This is a genomic window from Winogradskyella sp. 4-2091, from assembly GCF_045765065.1.
GTDB lineage: Bacteria > Bacteroidota > Bacteroidia > Flavobacteriales > Flavobacteriaceae > Winogradskyella.
Genome location: NZ_JBJKOD010000010.1, coordinates 47,904 through 71,306 on the forward strand (window position 1 = coordinate 47,904; position 23,403 = coordinate 71,306).

Sequence of the window (23,403 nt, forward strand, 5' to 3'; positions counted from 1 at the left end):
TACTGCTTACTGCTTACTGCTTACTGCTTACTGCTTACTGCTTACTGCTTACTGCTTACTGCTTACTGCTTACTGCTTACTGCTTACTTCGAATTTACAGCTTAAAATAATCAATATAATTCTGTAAATCTTTATCGCCTCGTCCTGATAAATTCAACACTACGATATCATCTGGTTTAAACGTTTTGTGTTCAAAAACAGCTAAAGCATGAGAACTTTCGATGGCAGGAATAATACCTTCTAGTTTACATAAATCCAATCCAGCTTTCATGGCATCATCATCTGTAATGGCTATAAATTCCGCTCGTCCTGTTTTATATAAATTAGCATGCATTGGTCCAACACCAGGATAATCTAATCCTGCTGAAATTGAATAGGGTTCTGTAATTTGTCCATCGTTAGTTTGCATTAATAAGGTTTTACTGCCATGAATAATGCCTTCTTTTCCTAATACAGATGTTGCAGCACTTTCTCCTGAATCAACGCCATGTCCTGCTGCCTCTATTGCAATAATATTTACAGCTTCATTGTCTAAATAATGATAATAAGTTCCGGCTGCATTACTTCCTCCACCAACACAAGCCACCAAATACGTTGGGTCTTCCGTACCTTCTTTTTCTAAAAGCTGACTTTTTATTTCTTCTGAAACAACTGCTTGAAATTTAGCTACCATATCTGGATATGGATGAGGTCCAACCACACTACCAATAATATAATGTGTGTCAACAGGATTATTTATCCAATCTCTAATCGCTTCGTTTGTGGCATCTTTTAAAGTACGACTTCCTGATAATGCCGGAATTACTGTTGCTCCTAACATTTTCATTCTCGCAACATTTGGTGCTTGGCGAGCAATATCAATTTCTCCCATGTAAACAATACACTCAATTCCCATAAGTGCGCAAACTGTTGCTGTTGCCACACCATGCTGACCTGCTCCAGTTTCGGCAATAATTCTGTTTTTGCCGAGACGTTTTGCCATAAGGATTTGACCAATAGTATTATTGATTTTGTGTGCTCCTGTATGGTTGAGGTCCTCACGCTTTAGATAAATTTTGGTGTTGTATTTTTCTGAAAGGCGTTTGGCAAAATAAAGTGGCGAAGGTCTACCAACATAGTCTTTTAATAAAGCATTAAACTCTTCTTGAAATGAAGGTTCTGCCATTATTTTGAGATAATTTTGTCTTAATTCTTCTACGTTGGGATAAAGCATTTCTGGAATGTATGCACCTCCAAATTCTCCGTAGTAGCCTTTTTCGTTAATGTTGTATGTTTTTTTCATAAGCCTTTGTCATTCCTGCGAAGGCAGGAATCTATATATTGTTTAATTTTCATTTTGGATTCCGCATTACGTGCGGAATGACAGTTGAGTAATAAACTTTTCTAATTTTTCAATATTCTTCAATCCAGGTTCTATTTCAAATTTACTATTAACATCGATGGCGTAACAATATTGTGATTCCTTCCTTTGCAAGAATGACAAAACGCTTTCAATTTCATTTAATCCGATGCCTCCACTTAAAAAATAAGGTTTGGTGGAAGGGTAGTGGTTGAGTACATTCCAATTGAACGTGTAACCATTGCCGCCTGGTAATTTACCTTTTGTGTCGAATAAATAATAGTCGCAAGCTTTTTCATAAGGCTGAAGCACATCAAAGTTAAATTCGTCTTTGATGCTGAATACTTTTATGACTTCAACATTATTTATTTGCGCGCAATATTCTGGTGTTTCATTACCATGAAGTTGCACAGCTTGTAAATTGAATTTATTAATTTTCTCTTTTACAGTTTCTAGTTTTTCATCTACAAAGACACCAACTTTTTTAATCGATTTTGGAATATCTGGAATTATTGAATCGAAATTTCTAGCCGATTTATCATAAAATATAAAGCCCAAAAAGTCCGGTTGTAAATTTGCAACAGCTTCTATATTGTCTTTATATTTCATTCCGCAGATTTTAAGCTTCATAATTTTTGTCATTCCTGCGAAGGCAGGAATCTATTAATTTAGTTTTTTATTGTGGATTCCGCATCAAGTGCGGAATGACAGTTTATTTATTTAAGTGTTTTATAAATTCTTTAGCACTCTCTCCAGGATTATCTGTTTTCATAAAATTTTCGCCTATTAAAAAGCCTTTGTATCCAAAAGGTTGTAATTCTTTTATGGCTTCAACCGAACTTATTCCGCTTTCGGATACCTTTACAAATTCGTCAGGCATTGATAGACTCAATTGTTTTGAGGTTTCTAAACTGACATCAAATGTTTTTAAATTTCTGTTATTCACACCTAGCATATCTAATGAAGGCATTATTGATTTCTGTAATTCTTCTTCGTTATGAACTTCTAATAACACATCGAGATTTAGGCGTTTTGCAAATTCTGAAAATTGTTTAATTTCTTCTCTTGTTAAAATAGCCGCTATTAATAAAATAACATCAGCGCCATAAGCTTTGGCTTCTAGAATTTGGTAGGTGTCAATGATGAATTCTTTTCTCAAAAGAGGTAGGTTAATGCTTGCTCTAGCCAAGATTAAATCATCTAAAGAACCACCAAAATACTTTCCGTCAGTTAAAACAGACATACCACAAACTCCTGCATTTTCGTATCCTCTTGCTACATCTTGAACGTTTAAATCTTGATTAATTTCAGATTTAGATGGCGAACGTCTTTTGTGTTCTGCTATGATTCCTGATTGACTGTTTCTTAAGTTTTGAGCTAGTGAAATAGTGTTGCGTTCAAATAGAATGGATTGTTCTAATTGACTTACAGGAATTAGAGATTTTCGTAAATTAACTTCTTTACGTTTGTCTATTACTATTTTGTCTAATATGTTCATATTAATGCCTGTGAAAGCAGATTTATTTTTAATTCATTTTCTTATTTATTCATTTGCCTTGATGCAAACGAATCAAAAATCACAATCAAAATTAGGAATTACTCATAGATTTCTATTGTTTTTTTGAAATCGTGAATGCTGAGCATTTGCTAAAGCGACATTCGCTTTCAGAACTTCGTGCTTGAGGCTGCGCCTCGCATCTTCGTTCTTTCGCTCATTATTTCTGAATTTTGATGTTTCCGACTATGTCGGAATTTGGGACTTTAACTTATATTCATTTTTTTTCTGTCTCAAATAATGTTTCATTTTTGCTAACTGCTAACTGCTAACTGTTAACTACTAACATTTAATTACTTATCTCAATCAACTTATCTAGCGCTTGTTTTCCTTTTCCACTCATTAGTGATTCTTTTGCTAATTCAAACCCTTCTTTGTGTGAAATTTGTTTTGCGGTAGCAATAGCTAAACCTGCATTGGCACAAATAACATTATTTTGGGCTTTTGAGCCATTGCCATTGATGATTTTTGTAAATAATTTAGCGGCTTCTTCAACTGTGTTTCCTCCGAATATTGCAGATTGCTCTACCGTATCTACACCTAATTCATAAGGTTCAAATAATGTTTCGGATGCATTGGTTATGACTTTTGTTTTACCTGTTAATGAAATTTCATCATAACCATCTAACGCATGAACCACAGCATAATTTTTATCGGTTTCTTGATACAAATAACCGTAAAGTCTTAGTAATTCCAGATTAAAAACACCAACCATTTGATTTTTTGGAAATGCAGGATTTACCATTGGTCCTAACATATTGAAAAAGGTTTTTACACCTAATTCTTTTCTAATTGGTGCCACATTTTTCATAGCTGGATGAAATAAAGGTGCGTGTAACACACAAATGCCTGCTTCGTCTATACTTCGTTTTAAAAAATCGATATCATTAGTAAATTTTATACCCAAATGTTCCATGACATTTGATGAACCGCAAGCTGAGGATACGCCATAATTTCCATGTTTAGTAACATGTACTCCTGCACCTGCTGTAACAAAAGAGGACAATGTTGAGATATTAAACGTGTCTTTTCCGTCGCCTCCTGTTCCGCATAAATCTATGGTATCGTAATCGCTTAAATCTACAGGAATACAAAGTTCTAAAAGGGCATCTCTGAATCCTCTGAGTTCGTCTAAAGTGATGCTCCGCATCATGTAAACGGTTAGGAATGATGCGATTTGACTTTGATTGTATTGACCCGCTGATATATTAACCAAGACGTTTTTTGCTTCTTCGCTTGAGATGCTTTCTTGATTTATTAGTCTGTTTAGTAGTTGTTTCATGTTTACTTCTCACTAATGTGGGAATCTGTTTTTAATTGCTTTCTTTTATATAATATTTTTTCTTTCTCTGTTCATTTTGTCTTGAAACAAAACGAACCAAAAATTCAAAACGATTTATAAGGAAATTGCTAAAGCACCATTCGCTTTCAGGATTCCATGCTTAAAGCTTCGCTTTGCAGTTCCATCCTTTCGCTCTTTATTTCTAAAAATCGTTGTTTTCGACTTCGTCGAAATTTGGGACATTAATATTTACTCATTTTTTGTTCTTTCCCAAATTATATTTTATTTTTTGCTAACTGCTAACTGCTAACTGCTAACTGCTAACTGCTAACTGCTAACTGCTAACTGCTAACTGCTAACTGCTAACTATTCATTAACCCAATTCTCTAAAATCTTTTTTCCATCTGGTGTTAACACAGATTCTGGATGATATTGAACACCTTTTACATCGTAAACTTTATGCCTTAATGACATTATTTGTCCGTTTTCATCAAATGACGTGGCCTCTAAGCTTTCGGGTAAATTAGCGTTTACAACCCAAGAGTGATATCTACCAACTTCAAATGTTTTACCTAATCCTTTAAATAATGGTTCGTCATCTACCGAAAGTGAAATCGTGGTTGAAACACCATGATACACATCTTCTAAATTTTCTAATGAACCACCAAAGACTTCGCCAATGGCTTGTTGTCCTAAACACACACCTAAAATACTTTTTGTTGGTGCATATTTGGCTATGATTTGTTTTAATAAACCTGCTTCATCAGGAATTCCTGGTCCTGGTGATAATACAATTTTATCAAAAGCATCAACTTCATCTAGTGTCAATTTATCGTTTCGTTTTACAATAACTTCACAATTTAAGTCTTCTAAATAATGGACCAAATTGTATGTAAAACTGTCGTAGTTGTCTATTACTAATACTTTTTTCATCTCAATGCCTGCTAAAGCAGGTATCTATTAATTAAACTATTTTCTTTTTTGCTTACTGCTAAATATCCTTCGCTAACTCAATCGCATTTGTCAATGCACCAAGCTTATTATATACTTCTTGCAATTCACTTTCGGCATTAGATTTTGCTACTAATCCTGCGCCTGCTTGCCAGAATAATTTGTGATTCTGACTTAAAAATGTTCTAATCATTATAGCATGGTTAAAGTTTCCGCTGAAATCCATAAAACCTATAGCTCCTCCATAATAACCTCTACTAGTTTTTTCATATTTCTCTATAAGTTGCATGGCTTTATGTTTTGGTGCGCCACTCAATGTACCTGCAGGAAATGTATCTGCTACCACTTGCATCGTATCTGTGTTTTTATGAATGGTTCCGGTTACTTTACTCACTAAATGTATCACATGAGAGAAAAACTGTACTTCTCTATAATTTTCTACAGTGACATTGCTTCCGTTTCTACTTAAGTCGTTTCGTGCTAAATCAACTAACATTACATGCTCGCTGTTTTCTTTGTCGTCTTTTATTAATTCCTCGGCAAGCTCTGCATCTTTAAGGTCGTTTCCGCTTCGCTTAAAAGTACCTGCAATTGGGTGAATTTCGGCTTTTCCTTCGCTAACTACTAATTGTGCTTCTGGAGAACTGCCAAAGATTTTAAAGTTGCCATAATCGAAATAAAATAAATATGGCGACGGATTAATACTTCTTAATGCTCGGTAAACATTAAACTCGTCTCCACTAAATTTTTGTGAAAACTGTTTAGATAATACCAATTGAAAAACATCGCCTCGTCCACAATGTTTTTTTGCTAATTCTACATGTTCTTTATATTCATCGTCTGTAAGATTAGAATCAATGTCGCCATTGGTATCAAAATCGTAAGAGGCATATTGTCTGGTTTGAATTAACTGTAATATATCATCAATGTTATTTTCAGTATCAAAGCAATGCGCAAAAATATAGGCTTCGTTTTTATGATGATTAATCGCAATTATATTTTGATAAACGGCATAATATACTTCAGGAATAGCAACCGAATTTTCTTTTTTTGAAATTTCTATATCTTCAAAATATTTAACAGCATCGTAGGATGTATACCCAAAAATACCGTTGTTGATGAATTTAAATTCTTCTTTTGTATCCACTTTAAAACGTTGTGTGAATTTGTGTATTTCTTCAACAACACCAACTGTATCTACGAAATTAGATTTAGAACTACCATCAGGATAAGTTTGGTAAATGGTATCGCCTTCAACTTTTATAGAAGCAATGGGATTGCAACAGATATAGGAGAAGCTATTATCATTGGCATGGTAATCACTACTTTCTAAAAGAATGCTATTCGGGAATTTATCTCTAATCTTAAGATAAATGCTAACGGGTGTAATAGTGTCTGCTAAGATTTTTTTATAATGTGTATATAAACTAAATGTTTTCATAAGTTTTTAAATTAAAAAAGGCTTGTCGTGAATGACAAGCCTTTTTTCTATATAATTACATAACAAGGATGGTTTCACTAACTAACGTTTGAGAAATTCCACCACCAAGTATGATTTGTATTTATTTTCATAATATGGTCAAATATAGAAATGAAAATTCGTAAAGTCAAACATTTAATTAATTTTTTGTTAATTATTAAATGTTGGGTCATTTGATTAATAACTTTATAGCATGAAACATTTCTTATTAATACTTTTAATTTTTGTTTTACCAGTCCAGGATGAAAAATTAGAAGTTTATGATTATGATGGTTTAGAACCGTTAATCAATCAGAATGACGATAAAGTTCATGTTGTTAATTTTTGGGCTACTTGGTGCGGACCATGCATAAAGGAATTGCCATATTTTGAGGCTATAAACGAAAAATATGATGATGACAATGTTGAGGTACTTTTGGTAAGCTTAGATTTTCCGAAAAAATATGACACAGCCTTAAAACCTTATATAGAGAAACATAAATTAAAATCTAGAGTAGTTGCGTTAAATGACACGGATCAAAACAGATGGATACCTGCTATAAATGAAAACTGGTCTGGCGCGCTACCAGCAACTATTATTTATAGAGGTAATAAAAGGCAATTTTATGAAAAATCTTTTACACAAGAGGAATTAGAAACCGAACTTAAACAATTTTTAAAAAACTAGAAATATGAAAACTTTAAAATTATTCTCGGCATTAGTGTTGGTTTTAACGCTGTCAGCATTTACGATTAACACAGAAGACAAAGGATATAATGTTGGAGATGTGGCAACAGATTTTAGCCTGGAAAATATAGATGGAAAAATGGTGTCCTTATCGGATTACAAGGATGCTAAAGGTTTTATAGTAACATTTACGTGTAATACTTGTCCTTATGCTGTTGCTTATGAAGATAGAATTGAAGCTTTAAATAAAAAATATGCATCAAAAGGCTTTCCAGTTATTGCTATAATGCCAAATAACATAGATGTTAAACCTGGAGATAATATGAAGTCGATGCAGCAAAGAGCAAAGGAAAAGGGGTTTACATTTCCATATTTAATGGATAAAGATCAAGAGATTTATCCGCAATATGGAGCAACAAAAACACCACATATTTATTTGTTAGAAAAAACCGATAAAGGCAATGTTGTTAAGTATATTGGAGCAATAGACGATAATTATCAAGATGCGAGTGCTGTAAAAGAGAAGTATGTTGAAAATGCTGTTGATGCTTTACTAAAAGGAGAAGCAATCAAAGTAAACGAGACTAGAGCAATTGGCTGTTCTATTAAGGTTTAATAGCCTTTAGTTTCTTTAATATGAGGAGATTCTGAATTAAATTAGGGATAAAATGTTAAAATATGAATCCGGAGTGTAACACTTCGGATTTTTTTTCGTCTATATCATAAGGAAAAGTTAATTTTACCCAAATTTAATATACACTATGGCAGATTTATCACAAGAAGATTGGATAAAACAATTAGAAGCGGACAATAATTCGGTAATTTTAGATGTTAGAACACAAGACGAAGTTGATGCAGGATTTATTCCAACCGCAAAGCATATAGACATTTATAAAGGTCAAGGATTTATAGATGAGCTAGAGGAGTTAGATAAATCTAAGAATTATTACGTGTATTGCAGATCTGGTGCTAGAAGTGGACAAGCTTGTGGTATAATGGATCAGTTAGGATTTGAAAACGCTTATAACCTAGAAGGAGGTTTTAATGATTGGGATGGTGAGGTAGCGCACTCTGAATAGTTTAATATTATAAATTATGAAAAGAATATTTACAATTTGTTGTTTTTTATTGGCTTTAAGTTTCAGTGTGAGTTGTTTAGATAATAAGCTAGAAAGCAATGAAGTAAAGTTGGTAACTGCTGAAGAAATGCAGTCTATATTAGAATTAGAAGATGTTCAGCTGGTAGATGTACGCACACCAAAGGAATACGAGGAAAGCCATATCGCCAATTCTCAAAATATTGATTTTATGTCGCCAACTTTTGATGTAGATATAACAAAACTTAATAAAGATAAACCGGTTATATTATATTGTAAATCTGGAGGAAGAAGTGCCAAATGCGCTAAAAAAATGAAAGATGCTGGCTTTGAAAAAGTATATGATTTAGAAGGCGGAATTTCTAAATGGAAACATTCCGACAACCTAGAGATAAAAGTAAAATCTTAAATTCTTAGTAACCGAACGAAACGTTCGGTTTTTTTATTGCCATAATTCATTTCCTAAATTCTTAAGGTTTTTATAAATTAGACGACTGTATAACGAAGACAACTAGACTTCTGTTACATTTGTAAATTAACACGTCCTCTATGAACTTTAAAAAAGTATTTCTGCTTTGCTTATTGGCATTTTCAGGTAATTTATTTGCTCAAATATATAATCCTGTAAAGTGGGAAACGAGAACCGAGAAAATATCAGACACTGAATATAATCTTATTTCTACAGCAACAATTGATGCTAATTGGCATTTGTATTCTCAAGTAGTGCCAGAAGGTGGCCCAATTGCCACGGGTTTTTCGTATAAATCCAATTCAGATTATGACATAGTTGGAAAAACTATTGAAGAGGATGGTCATACGATTATGGACCCTGTTTACGAGATGAAAATTAAATTTTTCGAAAATAAAACTGAGTTTAGACAACGCATAAAAGTTTTAAATGAAGAATTGTCAATCGTTGATGGCGAAGTTGAGTTTATGGCATGTGACGATGAAAAATGTATGCCACCAAGTTACGTTGATCTTAAGTTTAATATAAAAGAAGCTGAACTTATTAAAGAACCTTCTGCAACGGAAGTGATTAGTTTTGGTAATCAAGGAAAACAAATTTTTGAACCTGTAAAGTGGTCAACTTCAGTTGAAAAAGTAAATGATTCTGAATTTATTTTAGTTTCTAAAGCGACTATTGATGAGGGTTGGAAATTATATTCTCAAGTTGTACCAGATGGTGGTCCTATACCAACGAGCTTTGAGTACAATAGTGAGAATGGTATTACTCTTATTAAGAAAACTATAGAAGAAAAAGGCAAAGAGGTTATGGATAAAGTCTTCGAAATGAAGATTAAGTTCTTTAAAAACACAGCCGAGTTTAGACAAAATATAAAACTTACAGATTTAAAAACGACCACAGTAATGGCTGAGGTAGGTTTTATGGCTTGCAATGACGAACGTTGCTTGGCACCAACTTATAAAGATCTAGAATTCGATATAACTAAAAGTGTAGCTGTAAAAAAAAACGCTGATAATTTTGAGGCTGAAAAGGAAGAAGAAACAAAAGGTTTATGGTCTATCTTTTTTATAGCCTTCTTATCTGGTTTCGTTGCTTTGTTGACACCATGTGTTTTTCCTATGATACCAATGACGGTTAGCTTCTTTATTAAGCAAAGTCAGTCTAAAGCTAAAGGCATAAGAAATGCTATTATTTATGGATTATCTATTATTGTAATCTATGTGTTATTAGGGACAATTATCACAGCTATTTTTGGTGCAGATGCCTTAAACGCACTAGCTACAAACGTCTGGTTTAATCTTATATTCTTTATATTACTTGTTGTATTTGCAATGTCTTTTCTTGGAGCGTTTGAAATTGTATTACCAAACTCTTGGGCTAATAAAGCAGACAGACAAGCAGATAGAGGAGGACTTGTTGGTATCTTCTTTATGGCATTAGCGTTAGCTATTGTGTCATTCTCTTGTACAGGTCCTATTGTTGGTACAATTTTAGTAGAAGCTGCTTCAAAAGGTGGAATTGCGCCAGTTATTGGTATGCTTGGTTTTTCATCTGCCATTGCATTGCCATTTGCTTTATTTGCAGCTTTTCCAGGTTGGTTAAATTCTCTACCAAAATCTGGTGGTTGGTTAAATACAGTGAAGGTAGTTTTAGGATTTTTAGAATTGGCATTAGCCTTTAAGTTCTTATCACAAGCAGATTTAGTTTTACAATTACACTTACTTGAGCGTGAAGTGTTTATTGCTATTTGGATAGCTGTATTTGGCGCATTAACCTTATACCTATTTGGGAAAATTCAATTGCCTCACGATTCACCTTTAAAACATATTTCTGTAGGAAGATTAATGTTTGGGTTATTAACTTTAACCTTTACTATTTATATGATTCCAGGACTTTGGGGAGCACCTTTAAACTTAATTAGTGCGTTTCCGCCACCATTAGATTATTCGGAGTCGCCTTATGGTGTTGGGAATGCTAAAGGAGGAAGTTCTGCTAGTCACTCAGATTTACCTGATGGTGCACATTTATTAGCGCCTCATGATATTTTAGCATTTAACGATTATGACAAAGGTTTAGCATATGCTAAAGAAATAGGTAAGCCAGTAATGCTCGATTTTACAGGTTGGTCTTGTGTTAATTGCCGTAAGATGGAACAGAATGTTTGGGTAAAACCAGAGATTTTAAATAAATTAAAAAATGATGTCGTTCTTATTTCATTATATGTTGATGAACAAATTGATTTTCCGGAAGGTGAAGCTCCAGATTCTAAATTAAGACCAGGAAAAAAATTAAGAAATAAAGGTCAGAAATGGAGTGAAATGCAAACCATTAAATACAAAACAAATACTCAGCCTTATTATGTCTTAATGGATCATAACGAAGAAAACTTAAATGAACCTGTTGCTTATACACCAGATTATATGGAATATAGTGAATGGTTAACCGAAGGTATTGGGAATTTTAAAAACTAAACTTCAATTTTAGATAAGGTTTGTTGGATCTAGTTCCATCGTTTTAAAAGAACAAAAGTTGTTTTTAACTATTACAGCTGCTATGTATTCCGCACGTGGTTTAAAAGTGTGAAAATTCCATTCTTTTTTTTCTGATTTATCCCAATGTGTTTCTTGCATTTCTGCTATGAAATCGTGGTCTAAAGTCACAGAAAATGAATCTAAAGGAAACGATAAGCCACTTCCTATTGCTTTTATAAAAGCTTCTTTACGTGTCCAACATCTGTAAAAAGCGATATATTGTTCGGGTTTAGAAATTAATTGAAGGTCAGCTATTTCTTTTTTAGAGAAGAAGTTTGAAGCAATTTCAAAGGTATCGAAATCATTTTTTATTTTCTCAATGTCTATTCCAATAGTATGATTGGTTACAAAACCAATAGTAGCAAGATCTCCAGAATGCGATACATTAAAATTTAAATCTGTGTTTTGTTCAAATTTTGGTTTACCAAATTCACCATAACTAAACATTATATCTTGAGCATTTCTATTTAAATATTTTCCAGAGAGTGTGCGTAAAACACCTTTAGAAACAACGTAACATCTTCGGTCTTTATCAAATTTAAATTTGTTTGCGCGCGCTTGTTCATCTTGGGAGAGTAGGTGGAAGTACTTTTTAACAGCCTCATCCTCTATATTAAAATCGAAAGACCAAATGTGTACTGTATTTGGTTCTAAATTAAAAAGTGATTCTGTCAATTTAATCATGGATTTAAATTGCTTTCTAAAAGGTATTATTAATCTGCAATACAAGCTTCAATTTGTTTAGAAACATAAGAAATATCTGGTTCTTTAAAAAGAGTTCTGTGATTACCTTTTGTATAATAAAGTTTTAATTCTCCGTTAGAAATTTCTTTCCAAGAGTCAATGGTAATTTTTTGTAAATCTTTATGTGGCTTTTTAGTAAGAATGAGAGATATATCGCCATTATGAGGTCTAAATTGGTAAGCCAAACATATTTGTCTTAAATTTTCTTGCAATTTCTCTAAATCTCTGGTGTTTTCATTTCCAAAATATTTAGCAATAAAAGGTCTTATATGCCATAATCTGTCTTCAAAATAATGCTTAGTACTTATCAATGGGTTTTTAGTAAATCTAATAGCGAAAGATTTAAGTCGCGCTTTTAATCTTAAGGGTGTGTTTAAAGACCAAGGTGATGCCATGGTATCCATTACTATAATATTTACTTTATGTCCAAGTTTGGAGAACTCAATAGCCATTTCATTTCCTACAGTTACACTAAAGCAATAGACTAAAATATTATAAGTTCCTTTTGTCTGGACAGATTGTATAGCCTTCATATAATCTGAAGTCATTTCCTCAACATTTTTATGCATTTCTCCTCCATAAAGTCCTGACGGTTCTAGTGCATATATTGGACGATCAGTTTTCATGTACTTAGTCAAGAGGTTATAAAATACTACGTGTCCTCCTCCTGAATGTATACAGAATAGAGGTTTTTTATTTCCTTTTTCTCTTAATGGAACTAGAAATTTAAATTGTTCTTTTTCTTCATCAATTTCTTTGTGAGATAATTGTTTGCTAAGCGTTTTTATAGTTTGATGTTCAAACAACTGATTCGCAGATAAAGAGATTCCTAATTTTCTAGCTTTAGCAATTATTTGAATACTCAATATAGAATCGCCTCCAATTTCAAAAAAGTTGTCGTCTGGTAAAACAGGCGAAAAATTTAATACTTCTTCCCAAATATTGATTAATTGCTGTTCAACTTCAGTTAGAGTAGAATTATTTTCAGAGAGTGAAGTTTCAATTGTTGTGTTCTTCTGTTCAATCGGTTTTAAATGCTTTCTATCCACCTTTCCGTTGGGAAGCAATGCGAAATTTGCAATTGAATGAAAAGTAGAAGGTACCATATAATCTGGTAACTGTTTTTTTAAATAGGTCTCAATGTCCTTAAGATTAAAACCTTTTTCTGTTTCAACATAGGCAACAAGACGTTTTGGTTTATCAGAACTATTAGAATCTGAACCATTTGAAACCAACTCTTTTAGTTTTAAAAGAATCAATTGGCGATCTTCATTGGGTAACTGATCTAATTTATTTTCTAAAATATCTTGTCTCATTTTACAGCCTTAATTATTACCATTGAATCTGCCCACCACGTATCTTTTACATCTGTTGGCATATCTAAAGGAATGATATGGACACTAAAGGAACTAAAATACTTTAATAACATATGTTGATGCTCTCTGCTTAAAGAGGCAATTTCATTTGAAAAATAAGTAAAACTTCCGCCTGGTTTTAAGTGTTTAGCTGCATGATGAAAAAAGTGTTCTGCAAATGTAATACTTGCATTAACGTATTGCATATATTCATCTTCGTTGAGTGGATACGTATGAAAAAATATTCCATCAAATAATCCTAAGTCATCAATACAATCTTGCCAGAGACTATGTACCAACCTGATGTTCTTTGCTGTATATTTAGATTTCCACGGCTTAAAATGTTGTTCTATAACCAAATCATTACATTCAATAATGGTGTGAGAGTCTATAGGATGTTCTTGAATCATATCTGCAGAAATTCCTCTGCCAAAACCTACTTCTAAAATATCGCCTCCATCTTCCGCTATTGCTTTTGCCATAGCTTTCATCAGTGGAATTTGCCAATCTTCCATGATTTCTTGAGCCGTTAATTGGGCTTGACCTCTTTCTGATAAACCAACAACTGTTTCGCCTGGAACAAAGTTTTTTGTTTGTTCATTGAGTGCGTTTAATTCGGCTGAAAATTCTTTTAAAGCTCTATTAACTACAGCGTTTCGTTGTGCAGCTTTTGGTGGATTTATAAAATTATCCTCTTTTACAACTAATGTGACTTCAAAATTTTCTGTTCTTTTAATTCTTTTCATAACACTATGACTTATTTCAATTGTTTGAATAAGTACGCTTTATCATTGGTATCTAATACTTCAACAGAGTGAAGCAATTTTTTTATCTCAACTGAATCTAAGTTTTCTATTAATATTTGAGCCAGTTCTGAAGCTTCTACCGCAGTATTGGTGTCTATTGAACTGATATTCTTATTTGTAGTTTCCGCTACGACAACAGCTTTTTTAACCATTTTATTTTCATTAAGAACAGTCTCAATTTCGTTGAGTTCTACCCGATATCCTCTAATTTTTACTTGTTGATCTGCTCTGCCTAAAAATTCAATATTACCATCAGTATTATATTTAACGAGATCACCTGTTTTGTACAATGTAATGTTCTTCTCGTTTTTTCGATAAGCTTTTTCAGTTAAGTCTGGTCTATTTATGTAATAACCGGCTAAACTTGTTCCACTAATATAAAGTTCTCCAGTTACACCAAAAGGTACTGGTTTTAGGTTTGAATTTAATATATGAACATTAGCATTAGCGACACTTTTTCCTATTGGTATTTTGTTGTGTTCTATATCTAATTCTGAAACTTTATGCGCAATACACCAAACGGTAGCTTCTGTTGGGCCATATTCGTTATATAAATCTGTATTAGGTAGTGTTAAAAAATGTTTCCTTGCTACAGCAACGGAACATGCTTCACCAGCAACCATAACGGTTGTTAAGCTATTAAGTTTAGCAGTGTTACTATGTTCTAAAATTAAATGATATAGCGATGGAAGCATTAACGTATGGCTAATTTTATTAGCTTCAATAATTTTGGCAATGCCATCAATATCTTGCTCTAAACGTTGTTCTGAAATTACTAAATTTCCGCCTGTGCAGAGTGTCCAAAAAATACCAGCTTTAGAACTGTCAAAAGAAATGGAAGACATTAAAAGGAAAGCTGTTGGGTTATTATCATAAAATGCTAAGCGTCCTGCTGTAGAATTAATTATGTTTTTTTGTGTAATGGGTACACCTTTAGGATTTCCTGTGCTTCCTGATGTATAGATTACATAAGCCAGGTCAGTGTTTGATGCTAAAGGTAATTTTTTATTAGTATCGTTGATATCTTCAACGGTTTCAATAGTTATTATGTCCGTTTTAAATTCACTGAAAATCGGAGATAAAGATTGTTGTGTAATAATGCAATTTATATCAGCATCTTTTAATATGAAATCAATACGTTGTGAGGGATAATCTGGGTCTATTGGTAAGTAAGCACAACCGGATTTTAAAATGGCAAGTAAGCCAACAATCATATCAGTAGACCGTTTAATAGATAAGCCGACTATTTTATCGTTTACATTCTTCCTCGCAAGTAAACTATGAGCTAAGGCTGTTGCCCGTTTATCTAAATCTTTATAAGATAATTTTTCTGAGCCAAAAGTAACAGCTATAGTGTCTGGGTTTTTCTTAGCAATATCTTCAATAATATGATGTATGCCTGTAAAGTTTTTAAAGATATGATTTGATGAGCTGTTATCTTTAGAGAAATACATCTTCTCATCAGAGGTTAACATTGGTAGCTCAGCAATTGAATTATCTGAATTGCTAATGACTGCTTTTACTAAATTATTAAAATGTGCAGAAAAACGTTCTATTGTAGATTCATCAAATAGGTCTGTAGCATATTCTAGAGTGGTTGCAAGTTGACCATCTTTTTCATTTATAAATAAGGTTAAATCGAATTTTGAAGATTTTAAATGAATGTCATTACGCTTTTTAAAATCAATGTTATAATCATTGCTAGAGGTTTTTTCGTCACTGTTAAAAACAAACATAACCTGAAAAAACGGGTTCATGCTTAATGATCTGCTAGGTAATAATTCATTAACTAAATAGTTAAATGGAATATCATTATTAGAGAATGCATCTAACGTGTTTTTTCTCACTTTAGACAGTAATTCTTTAAATGAATTGTCTTCGTTAAACTGCGTACGCAAAACAATAGTGTCTACAAAGAAGCCTAGCAAATCTTGCAATGATTTATCCTTTCTATTAGTAAAAGGTAGGCCAATTAAAATATCTTTTTGGTTGGTGTATCTATATAAAAGTGTGTAGAAAATAGTTAGAGTTACCACAAAAGGAGTTGTTTCCATTTGTTTTGAAAACGCTAAAAGACCTTCAGAATCTTCTTTAGATAGTAGAGATGAATAATGCGCTCCTTCATACGAAGGTTGTAATGGTCTTTTATAATCCGTAGGTAATTCTAAAACTGGTATTGTGCCAGACAATTTATGTTTCCAATAGTCAACTTGTTTCGTTGGTAATGTTCTATGCTGATCCCAATAAGCATAATCTTGATACTGAATAGGCAGTTCTTTTGGCTGGATGGTTTCGCCTTTTGATAGTTTTGTGTAATACTCAGCTAATGAATTGATGAAATGTCGCATAGACCATTCATCAATAATAATGTGATGTATGTTTATGGACAAGATATGGTTTTCCTCAGTTAGTTTTAGTAGTGAAACTCTAGTAAGTGGTGCAGCATTAAGGTTGAAAGGTAGAATGATTTCTTCCGCTATAAAATCGTTAACTTTTTGCTTAGCCTCATCTAATTGAAAGGTGCTGAAATCTACGGTGTTGATTTTTAATTTAAAATCTGAAGCAATCTTAATTGTTGTTTGCCCATCTTCAATAGGAAAGTAAGATCTAAGACTTTCTTGTTCTTCAATGATTAAATCGAAACTGTTAGATAGGAATTCAAAATTTAATTCTCCTAATATGGTATAAGACTCAGCATGATTATAAAACGAATTGTTAGGATATAATTGTTGCAAAAACCAAAGACGCTGTTGACCTTTAGACAAAGGAATAGCTTCGCCAAGAGGAGCTTTATTTATTTTAAGCAACGTTGGCGTATTTCGCTTTTGTTTTTTCCACTGACTAAGCAGGGAACTTTTGTCTATTTCACTTTTCATTAGGGAAAATTTAGAAAATGAAAACTTAAGACCACAAGCCTAAAGCATTAATAATACGTCTTATAAAACTCTTAAACTGATCGTCTAAACCAAATTTGATATCGAAAGTGCGTTCTATTACCCAATATAAGGAAACAATAATTAGAAATATTGAACCATAAAGTAAAATCTTCTTATAGATTTTTGTCTTTCTTAGCAGATACAGAACAGGAAACATCATTGCTATAATTAACAATTGACCGATTTCTACACCAATATTAAAGCCTAATAAAGATAAACCAAGGTTTTCTGATGATAGACCTAAATCGGATAAAACACTTGCAAATCCGAAACCATGAAAAAGCCCAAATACAAATGCAATAATCCAATCTTTACCTTTAAAAATAGGTTTTATATTATGGTATGCAGCTAACCCAATGGATAATGCAATTATAGTTTCAACAAATCTTGATGGTAGCTTCACGATCTCAAGTGAAGCCAAACTCAGCGTAATTGTATGAGCAATAGTAAAAAATGTGATTATTTTTATAACATAAAAGAAGGCATCTTTAAAACTCTCTACTGGTACCCAATTAGAAGATTCTATGCTTACTGAATTACCTGTAACGTTTGTCTCTTTTTTTCTAACTCTACGAACCACTGATGGTAAGATCAATGCTAATAAAAATAGAATATGGTCTAGACCTATCCAAATATGCCAAACCCCTTGTTTTATCATTGCTATTAAACCTTTCCATATGGACGTGTCTGAGAGGTCTAATGTAGCTTCAGTTTCATTTGGTGTAAAACTCAGTGAGATATTTGCTTCTTGATTTATGACACCTGCTGCCCAACTATTTTCTGTAATTAAATAACCTCTATGTGTATCATCCTTTTCATAAACAACGTCATATTTTACATCTAGCAATTGTGGTAATTTTTCCATATTGTCTAGCTTAAAGAAAACCTGAACCATTGTGCCTTGGGAAATATCTAGTAAACCAACATCTTTTAAGATTATGTTGTGCGACCCATATTTAGATGAGAATGCGGCATGTTTTAAGATGTATGCTTTTAGTTGCTCCTCGTATGGTTTAAACTCTTCAGCGGTTACATTATCTCTAAGGTTTAAATTAAAGACTTTGTTTATTTCACGTGTATTAATTTCAAACCGTCCTTCAATACCATTGGTTTCATAAACACTAATAAAGATATAACTTTGATTAGGGAAGTGAGCAGCAATAACCATTGGTATTAACAATAGTAGTATAAAAAGCGATTTTAGTAGTAGTTTTTTCATTTAGTTTAGTTTTAGCAAAAGGGAAATATTTAGAGATTTGTTAAACTATATTGGTACAGATTTTAGCATAAAGTGATACGGGTTTTTTGCATCTTCTGAAATGTTTTCAATTGAGATTTCTTGACCAATTCCGTACTCTTTTGCTAGGTCTAAAAATAAGTCCATAACAACCTGGTCTTCTAGAGCCCAACCCGTAGAGTCAAAAACAGTTCTTTTGTTTTTAGCATAGGCATAAGTTGCTTTATGCTTAACCAAATCAGATAAATCTGGTCCAATTTCAGAATCTAAAAGTTGCTGACATTCCCCTTCAATTTTTGCTTGTTCTAAAAAATCTGGACAAACAAAACTTTGCTTTAATAACTCTAAAGGAAGTTCTACCTTTCCTGGGAAATCAGAACCGATAGCGTTGATATGAATATGGTCATTAGTTTCTAAGTTATTAAACAAGGGACCCGTACCAACATCTATTGATGTTTCTGTACAAACAATATCACTTGTGTTTAAAATATCTTTAATTGACGAAAATTTAATCTCAATGTTAAGATCTAACATTTCTATGCGATTACTAAAAGATGTCATAGTTGAGGTGTCTACATCAAATAATAGTACTTTTTTTATGTTGAATACTCTTGATAAAGCGTGAAGCTGTGTTACAGATTGTGCACCACAACCGATTAAACCTAAAACTGAACTTTGCTCTTTAGCCAACAATTTTGAAGCCACAGCAGATGCTGCACCAGTTCTTAAAGCTGTGAGTAAGACGCCATCTACTAGACCTTTAAGATGGCCAGTTGTTGTGCAGTATGATGAAATAGATGATAAAATAGTAGGTAAATCTAGTTTTTCAGGGTTTCTAGGATGGTAACCTACAACCTTTATAACCACTTCTTCTCCTAATTTATGAACAGGCATCCATTCTACTAATCCAGGATCATTTATATCGTAGTTAAAACCAGAGCGAATTGGGATTTCAGTTTTTTCAGCATCGTATGCTTTAATACTCTCTGTTGTTCTCCTTATTAGTGTGTCCATTAATTTATTGAAACCATAAGTTTCTACTATTAAATTGACATCACTAGCAGATAAAATTAGTGTATTCTTCTTCATGGGTTAGCGAAGTTAAAAAAGGCTTTTTTTTTCAATTTAGTTGATTATTAAGGATATCGAACAATTTCAATCAATACATTCGATAAAGTGGTCAATCCCAAAGATATTAGTGACAATATTGTAATAAATCAGCGTTTTTCGTAATTGATAATTGAACTAAATTAATTTTTATAACTTTATCAAAACAATGTTTTTCATCACATTAGATGTGAAAATATCTTTATTAAAGTATTTACGATAAAATCGAATTAAGGGTTTTAAAATATTTTAAATTAGTTTTTTAGTGCTGTTTTTTGTCAATGATTTACTTCTTCCTCATTAAATCATAATATTTATTTTGGTGCACGACAAAGCCTAATTTGGTTTTGAGTTTTGTATCGCTATTGAATATAATTCTAATAATTATTACATGAGTATACGTAGCTTCAGCGCCTTCGCAACGTTTAGTTTTTCCTGTTGAGAATTTGTATGATGGTAAACATTATATTCAAAAGATTGATGTTTATCAAAAACTTTCATTATTCAATGGAGAGCAATATGAGGTTATTAGAAACTCAAAAGTTTTAACTATAGATATAGATGAATAATCTTCTTTTATATGAATTGTAGAATTAATAAAACCAAGCACTTCATATTTACGTAAACTTACTAAAAGTATATACTTTTAGTAATTGAAGCATGGATTTATTGCTGAATAACTAATTAAAACGCGAATAAAAGGGAATGTAGATGTTTAACGGATTAAAATTCATTACGACTTGATAATCAGTTTATTTATATATTTTTCGTTTAATTAGCTAAGTTTTGTTTTTTTAAAAACAGAATATTGAGATAAAAATTACAAAACAAAATTTTAATAAAACCGATATACAAGTGAATTTTTCTTGGAGCCCAGAACAGATTGATTTTAAGGATAAAATAATTGCATTCGCAAAAGAAAATCTTAATGATGATATTGAAGAACGCGATCAAAATTTAAGTTTTTCAAGAGTACTCTGGAAAAAGTGTGCTGAATTTGGGATTCAAGGTTTGTCAGTGCCAAAGAAGTATGGAGGGAAATTTAAGGACATTGATTTACTAACAGCAACACTTGCTATGGAAGGTTTAGGTTATGGTAGTAATGATAATGGCTTGCCATTTGCTTTAAATGCGCAAATGTGGACTGTGCAATTACCGCTTTTTGAATTTGGCACTGAAGCTCAGCGAGAAAAGTTTTTAAGGTCTATGGTAATTGGTGACAAAATAGGATGCCATGCACTAACGGAACCAGAAGCCGGTTCTGATGTGTTTAATATGAAAACACATGCTAAAAAAGTAGAAGGCGGCTATATTCTAAATGGTCAGAAACGCTTAATCACTTTTGGACCAGAAGCAGATATCGCTTTGGTATTTGCAAATGTTAATCCAAAAATTGGAAAATGGGGAGTAACTGGCTTTATAGTAGAAAAAGGTACCAAAGGATTTACACAAGGTGTAAACAAATCTAAAATGGGATTAAGAACAGTACCCATTGGAGATTTATTTTTCAAAGATTGCTTTATTCCAGAAGAAAATAGATTAGGAAAAGAAGGGTCTGGTTGGGCAATTACCACGTATTCTTTAGAGTATGATCGTTGCAGTATTTTAGCAAGTCAATTAGGTGCTATGGAGCGTCAATTAGAAACCAGTATTAAATTTGTACAAGAAAGAAAACAATTTGGTCAAGCTATAAATACATTTCAATCTGTGTCTAACCGAATAGCAGATATGAAACTACGTTTAGAAACCTCAAGACTTTTACTATATAAGGTTGCTTGGCTTAAAAATGAAGGCGATTCTGCAATGTTAGATGCAGCATTGTTAAAACTACAATTAAGTGAGAGTTTTATAACGTCTAGTTTAGATGCTGTTCGTAACCATGGCGGAAGTGGTTATATAACAGAATATGGTGTAGAAAGAAATCTTAGAGATGCTGTTGGTGGTGTTTTATATGCTGGTACTTCAGATATTCAACGAAACATTATTTCACAATTATTATTTTCTAAATAATGTATAACGAAATGATTTATACAATCCCAAAAATATTAGAAAATGCAGTTTTAGAGCATCCAGATAAGGTGGCTCTTAGATACATGTCTCAATCTATTAGTTATAAAGAATTTTATGAAAAATCAGAATGCTTAGCGATTACTTTGCTCCAGCTTAATGTAAAAAAAGGCGATCGTATAGGTATTTATATGAATCGCTGTATGGAATCATTTATAGCGGTTTACGGTATTACAATGGCAGGAGCCGTATTTGTTCCTTTAGATCCTACTGCGCCAAACGAACGTACGCAATTTTTAATAGACGATTGTAAAATTGAACATCTAGTTACGGTGCCAGCACAATCTAGGGCAATTGTTAAAATAGCTGCAGTTTCAGAAGGTTTACAAACAATAATTGGGCTAGATAAAGATTTAGATGTAAACACAGTATCTTGGTCTAATGTTTATAAATCAGACAGAAATTCTGTTGAGTTTCCTAGAGTTTTAGGTAAAGACTTAGCGTATATAATGTATACTTCAGGTTCTACAGGATTACCAAAAGGTATTATGCATACACACAATAGTTGCTTGGCTTACGCTAAAGGTTCTAAAACGCTTTATGATGTTGCTGCTCTAGATGTTATTGCAAGCCATGCTCCATTGCATTTTGATATTTCAACATTTGCCTATTTTACAGCACCATTGGCTGCATCTACAATCGTTGTTTTGTCTGACGCGCATACCAAAATGCCAGTAAGTTTAGCACAGTTAATAGAACAAGAAAAAATTAGTATTTGGTATTCTGCACCACAAGCATTAATACAATTGTTCCTCAATGGACTAATTGAAGAAAAGGATTTTTCATCGCTACGATGGGTTTTATTTGGAGGCGAAGTATTTCCTAATAAATATATTAAGCAATTATTAGCGCTTTGGCCTCAAGCCAAATTTAGCAATGTTTATGGTCCTGCAGAAGTTAATCAATGTACATATTTTAACATTGACAATACTTATGAGATTAATGAAGATTTACCTCTTGGTACAGTTTGGGAAAATACAGATTACCGAATTTTAGACACTAATGATAAACAGGTAGAAAAAGGAACTTCAGGAGTTTTAGCGATAAGAAGCGAAACCATGATGTTGGGCTATTATAATAACAAACCACTAACAGATAAATCATTTTATCACGAGTCAATCCTATCAGGTTATGATCATGTTTTTTTTAAAACAGGCGACGTCGTCAAAGAAAATGAGATAGGTCAATTACTGTTTATTGGTAGAAATGATAGGCAAGTAAAAATTAGAGGTTATCGTGTAGAATTAGATGAAATTGAAGCTATACTCCTTCAACATATAGATGTGAGAGAAGCAGTGGCATATGTAGAAAAAAATAATAATGAGTCTCGTGATTCGGTTACAGCGGTTGTTTTGTTAAAAAATGAAACAAGTGAGATTGATATCAAAGAATTAAAAATACACTGTTCGCAAAATTTACCAAAATATGCTGTTCCGGAAGAAATTTATATAATGAATGAATTCCCAAGGACAACCTCAGACAAGATAGATAGAAATAAAATTCAAATAAAAATATCAGAAAACCATAATGGATAATACAATTATAAATTACATAAAAAATCAGCTAATTGTAAGTGACGAAGCTATTGATCTTGATGCGGAAGATGATTTGTTAGGAAGCGGATTATTAGATTCATTGAGTATGATGAAGCTGGTTGGGTTTATAGAGCAAGAGTTTAAATTAAAAATTCCTGCTCAAGATATGGTCATAGAAAATTTTATGACGGTTGCCTGTATTACAAATTATTTAAAAAGTAAATCAGATTAAGGTTTAGAACTAT

Annotated in this window: 20 protein-coding genes; 8 read left to right on the forward strand and 12 right to left on the reverse strand. The window is 32.5% G+C overall.

Features of this window, described 5'->3' with window-relative positions; all coding sequences use genetic code 11:
• Positions 1-94 precede the first annotated feature (94 nt).
• From trpB to ACJBCC_RS13175, 6 genes are all read right to left on the reverse strand, one after another.
• A complete protein-coding gene (gene trpB, locus ACJBCC_RS13150; protein WP_407557424.1) occupies positions 95-1,282 on the reverse strand; it encodes a tryptophan synthase subunit beta in 1,188 nt (395 codons plus the stop codon).
• 66 nt (positions 1,283-1,348) lie between these two features.
• Positions 1,349-1,969, reverse strand: a complete 621-nt coding sequence (locus ACJBCC_RS13155) for a phosphoribosylanthranilate isomerase (RefSeq protein ID WP_407557425.1) — start codon at positions 1,967-1,969, stop codon at positions 1,349-1,351.
• 82 nt (positions 1,970-2,051) lie between these two features.
• Complete coding sequence (gene trpC, locus ACJBCC_RS13160; RefSeq protein WP_407557426.1) at positions 2,052-2,837, reverse strand: indole-3-glycerol phosphate synthase TrpC; 786 nt, start codon at positions 2,835-2,837, stop codon at positions 2,052-2,054.
• Positions 2,838-3,183: 346 nt separating this feature from the next.
• On the reverse strand, positions 3,184-4,176 hold the full coding sequence (gene trpD / locus ACJBCC_RS13165) for an anthranilate phosphoribosyltransferase (protein ID WP_299103439.1): 993 nt from the start codon (positions 4,174-4,176) through the stop codon (positions 3,184-3,186).
• A 366-nt stretch (positions 4,177-4,542) separates the two neighbouring features.
• Positions 4,543-5,109 (reverse strand): anthranilate synthase component II, encoded by a 567-nt coding sequence (locus ACJBCC_RS13170; protein WP_407557427.1) that lies wholly within the window; start codon positions 5,107-5,109, stop codon positions 4,543-4,545.
• 58 nt (positions 5,110-5,167) lie between these two features.
• Positions 5,168-6,568, reverse strand: coding sequence for an anthranilate synthase component I family protein (locus ACJBCC_RS13175; RefSeq protein WP_299102855.1), 1,401 nt, complete (start codon positions 6,566-6,568; stop codon positions 5,168-5,170).
• 232 nt (positions 6,569-6,800) lie between these two features.
• On the opposite strand from ACJBCC_RS13175, the gene ACJBCC_RS13180 reads away from it, so the two are divergent.
• The 5 genes from ACJBCC_RS13180 (at position 6,801) to ACJBCC_RS13200 (ending at position 11,311) form a co-directional block, all read left to right on the forward strand.
• Positions 6,801-7,274, forward strand: coding sequence for a TlpA disulfide reductase family protein (locus ACJBCC_RS13180; RefSeq protein ID WP_299102857.1), 474 nt, complete (start codon positions 6,801-6,803; stop codon positions 7,272-7,274).
• 4 nt (positions 7,275-7,278) lie between these two features.
• Entirely contained in the window at positions 7,279-7,890 is a 612-nt protein-coding gene (locus tag ACJBCC_RS13185) for a thioredoxin family protein (protein ID WP_299102859.1), read from the forward strand.
• A gap of 145 nt (positions 7,891-8,035) precedes the next feature.
• Positions 8,036-8,353 carry a rhodanese-like domain-containing protein gene (locus ACJBCC_RS13190; RefSeq protein ID WP_407557428.1) on the forward strand — a complete coding sequence of 106 codons (318 nt, stop codon included), beginning with the start codon at positions 8,036-8,038 and terminating at the stop codon, positions 8,351-8,353.
• A 16-nt stretch (positions 8,354-8,369) separates the two neighbouring features.
• Complete coding sequence (locus ACJBCC_RS13195; protein ID WP_299102863.1) at positions 8,370-8,780, forward strand: rhodanese-like domain-containing protein; 411 nt, start codon at positions 8,370-8,372, stop codon at positions 8,778-8,780.
• 140 nt (positions 8,781-8,920) lie between these two features.
• Complete coding sequence (locus tag ACJBCC_RS13200; protein ID WP_299102865.1) at positions 8,921-11,311, forward strand: protein-disulfide reductase DsbD; 2,391 nt, start codon at positions 8,921-8,923, stop codon at positions 11,309-11,311.
• Between the two features lie 9 nt (positions 11,312-11,320).
• Here the strand turns inward: ACJBCC_RS13200 and ACJBCC_RS13205 are convergent, their stop codons facing one another.
• From ACJBCC_RS13205 to ACJBCC_RS13230, 6 genes are read right to left on the reverse strand one after another with little or no spacing between them, the layout of a single operon-like run.
• Positions 11,321-12,055: a 4'-phosphopantetheinyl transferase family protein gene (locus ACJBCC_RS13205; protein ID WP_407557429.1), complete on the reverse strand. Its 735-nt coding sequence runs from the start codon at positions 12,053-12,055 to the stop codon at positions 11,321-11,323.
• Positions 12,056-12,084: 29 nt separating this feature from the next.
• Positions 12,085-13,431, reverse strand: a complete 1,347-nt coding sequence (locus tag ACJBCC_RS13210; protein WP_299102869.1) for a phosphopantetheine-binding protein — start codon at positions 13,429-13,431, stop codon at positions 12,085-12,087.
• Complete coding sequence (locus ACJBCC_RS13215) at positions 13,428-14,216, reverse strand: class I SAM-dependent methyltransferase (protein ID WP_299102871.1); 789 nt, start codon at positions 14,214-14,216, stop codon at positions 13,428-13,430. The genes ACJBCC_RS13210 and ACJBCC_RS13215 overlap by 4 nt, the downstream gene beginning before the upstream one ends.
• A gap of 11 nt (positions 14,217-14,227) precedes the next feature.
• A complete protein-coding gene (locus ACJBCC_RS13220; protein ID WP_407557430.1) occupies positions 14,228-17,152 on the reverse strand; it encodes a non-ribosomal peptide synthetase in 2,925 nt (974 codons plus the stop codon).
• Between the two features lie 25 nt (positions 17,153-17,177).
• Complete coding sequence (locus tag ACJBCC_RS13225; RefSeq protein ID WP_407557431.1) at positions 17,178-18,431, reverse strand: HupE/UreJ family protein; 1,254 nt, start codon at positions 18,429-18,431, stop codon at positions 17,178-17,180.
• A 45-nt stretch (positions 18,432-18,476) separates the two neighbouring features.
• Complete coding sequence (locus ACJBCC_RS13230; RefSeq protein WP_407557432.1) at positions 18,477-19,538, reverse strand: ornithine cyclodeaminase family protein; 1,062 nt, start codon at positions 19,536-19,538, stop codon at positions 18,477-18,479.
• Between the two features lie 873 nt (positions 19,539-20,411).
• Here ACJBCC_RS13230 and ACJBCC_RS13235 point away from each other — a divergent pair.
• Genes ACJBCC_RS13235 through ACJBCC_RS13245 form a run of 3 tightly spaced genes read left to right on the forward strand, consistent with a single transcriptional unit; the run spans position 20,412 to position 23,390 of the window.
• Positions 20,412-21,566, forward strand: coding sequence for an acyl-CoA dehydrogenase family protein (locus ACJBCC_RS13235; RefSeq protein WP_299102880.1), 1,155 nt, complete (start codon positions 20,412-20,414; stop codon positions 21,564-21,566).
• Positions 21,566-23,158: an amino acid adenylation domain-containing protein gene (locus ACJBCC_RS13240; RefSeq protein ID WP_407557433.1), complete on the forward strand. Its 1,593-nt coding sequence runs from the start codon at positions 21,566-21,568 to the stop codon at positions 23,156-23,158. Before ACJBCC_RS13235 ends, ACJBCC_RS13240 begins: the two co-directional genes overlap by 1 nt.
• Positions 23,151-23,390, forward strand: a complete 240-nt coding sequence (locus ACJBCC_RS13245; protein WP_299102884.1) for a phosphopantetheine-binding protein — start codon at positions 23,151-23,153, stop codon at positions 23,388-23,390. Before ACJBCC_RS13240 ends, ACJBCC_RS13245 begins: the two co-directional genes overlap by 8 nt.
• Positions 23,391-23,403: the final 13 nt, after the last annotated feature.

What these genes read in the sequence shown, in the direction of transcription:
- trpB (WP_407557424.1), bottom strand. Translation starts at nt 1,282, where the DNA reads ATGAAAAAAACATACAACATTAACGAAAAAGGCTACTACGGAGAATTT.
- ACJBCC_RS13155 (WP_407557425.1), bottom strand. Translation starts at nt 1,969, where the DNA reads ATGAAGCTTAAAATCTGCGGAATGAAATATAAAGACAATATAGAAGCT.
- trpC (WP_407557426.1), bottom strand. Translation starts at nt 2,837, where the DNA reads ATGAACATATTAGACAAAATAGTAATAGACAAACGTAAAGAAGTTAAT.
- trpD (WP_299103439.1), bottom strand. Translation starts at nt 4,176, where the DNA reads ATGAAACAACTACTAAACAGACTAATAAATCAAGAAAGCATCTCAAGC.
- ACJBCC_RS13170 (WP_407557427.1), bottom strand. Translation starts at nt 5,109, where the DNA reads ATGAAAAAAGTATTAGTAATAGACAACTACGACAGTTTTACATACAAT.
- ACJBCC_RS13175 (WP_299102855.1), bottom strand. Translation starts at nt 6,568, where the DNA reads ATGAAAACATTTAGTTTATATACACATTATAAAAAAATCTTAGCAGAC.
- ACJBCC_RS13180 (WP_299102857.1), top strand. Translation starts at nt 6,801, where the DNA reads ATGAAACATTTCTTATTAATACTTTTAATTTTTGTTTTACCAGTCCAG.
- ACJBCC_RS13185 (WP_299102859.1), top strand. Translation starts at nt 7,279, where the DNA reads ATGAAAACTTTAAAATTATTCTCGGCATTAGTGTTGGTTTTAACGCTG.
- ACJBCC_RS13190 (WP_407557428.1), top strand. Translation starts at nt 8,036, where the DNA reads ATGGCAGATTTATCACAAGAAGATTGGATAAAACAATTAGAAGCGGAC.
- ACJBCC_RS13195 (WP_299102863.1), top strand. Translation starts at nt 8,370, where the DNA reads ATGAAAAGAATATTTACAATTTGTTGTTTTTTATTGGCTTTAAGTTTC.
- ACJBCC_RS13200 (WP_299102865.1), top strand. Translation starts at nt 8,921, where the DNA reads ATGAACTTTAAAAAAGTATTTCTGCTTTGCTTATTGGCATTTTCAGGT.
- ACJBCC_RS13205 (WP_407557429.1), bottom strand. Translation starts at nt 12,055, where the DNA reads ATGATTAAATTGACAGAATCACTTTTTAATTTAGAACCAAATACAGTA.
- ACJBCC_RS13210 (WP_299102869.1), bottom strand. Translation starts at nt 13,431, where the DNA reads ATGAGACAAGATATTTTAGAAAATAAATTAGATCAGTTACCCAATGAA.
- ACJBCC_RS13215 (WP_299102871.1), bottom strand. Translation starts at nt 14,216, where the DNA reads ATGAAAAGAATTAAAAGAACAGAAAATTTTGAAGTCACATTAGTTGTA.
- ACJBCC_RS13220 (WP_407557430.1), bottom strand. Translation starts at nt 17,152, where the DNA reads ATGAAAAGTGAAATAGACAAAAGTTCCCTGCTTAGTCAGTGGAAAAAA.
- ACJBCC_RS13225 (WP_407557431.1), bottom strand. Translation starts at nt 18,431, where the DNA reads ATGAAAAAACTACTACTAAAATCGCTTTTTATACTACTATTGTTAATA.
- ACJBCC_RS13230 (WP_407557432.1), bottom strand. Translation starts at nt 19,538, where the DNA reads ATGAAGAAGAATACACTAATTTTATCTGCTAGTGATGTCAATTTAATA.
- ACJBCC_RS13240 (WP_407557433.1), top strand. Translation starts at nt 21,566, where the DNA reads ATGTATAACGAAATGATTTATACAATCCCAAAAATATTAGAAAATGCA.
- ACJBCC_RS13245 (WP_299102884.1), top strand. Translation starts at nt 23,151, where the DNA reads ATGGATAATACAATTATAAATTACATAAAAAATCAGCTAATTGTAAGT.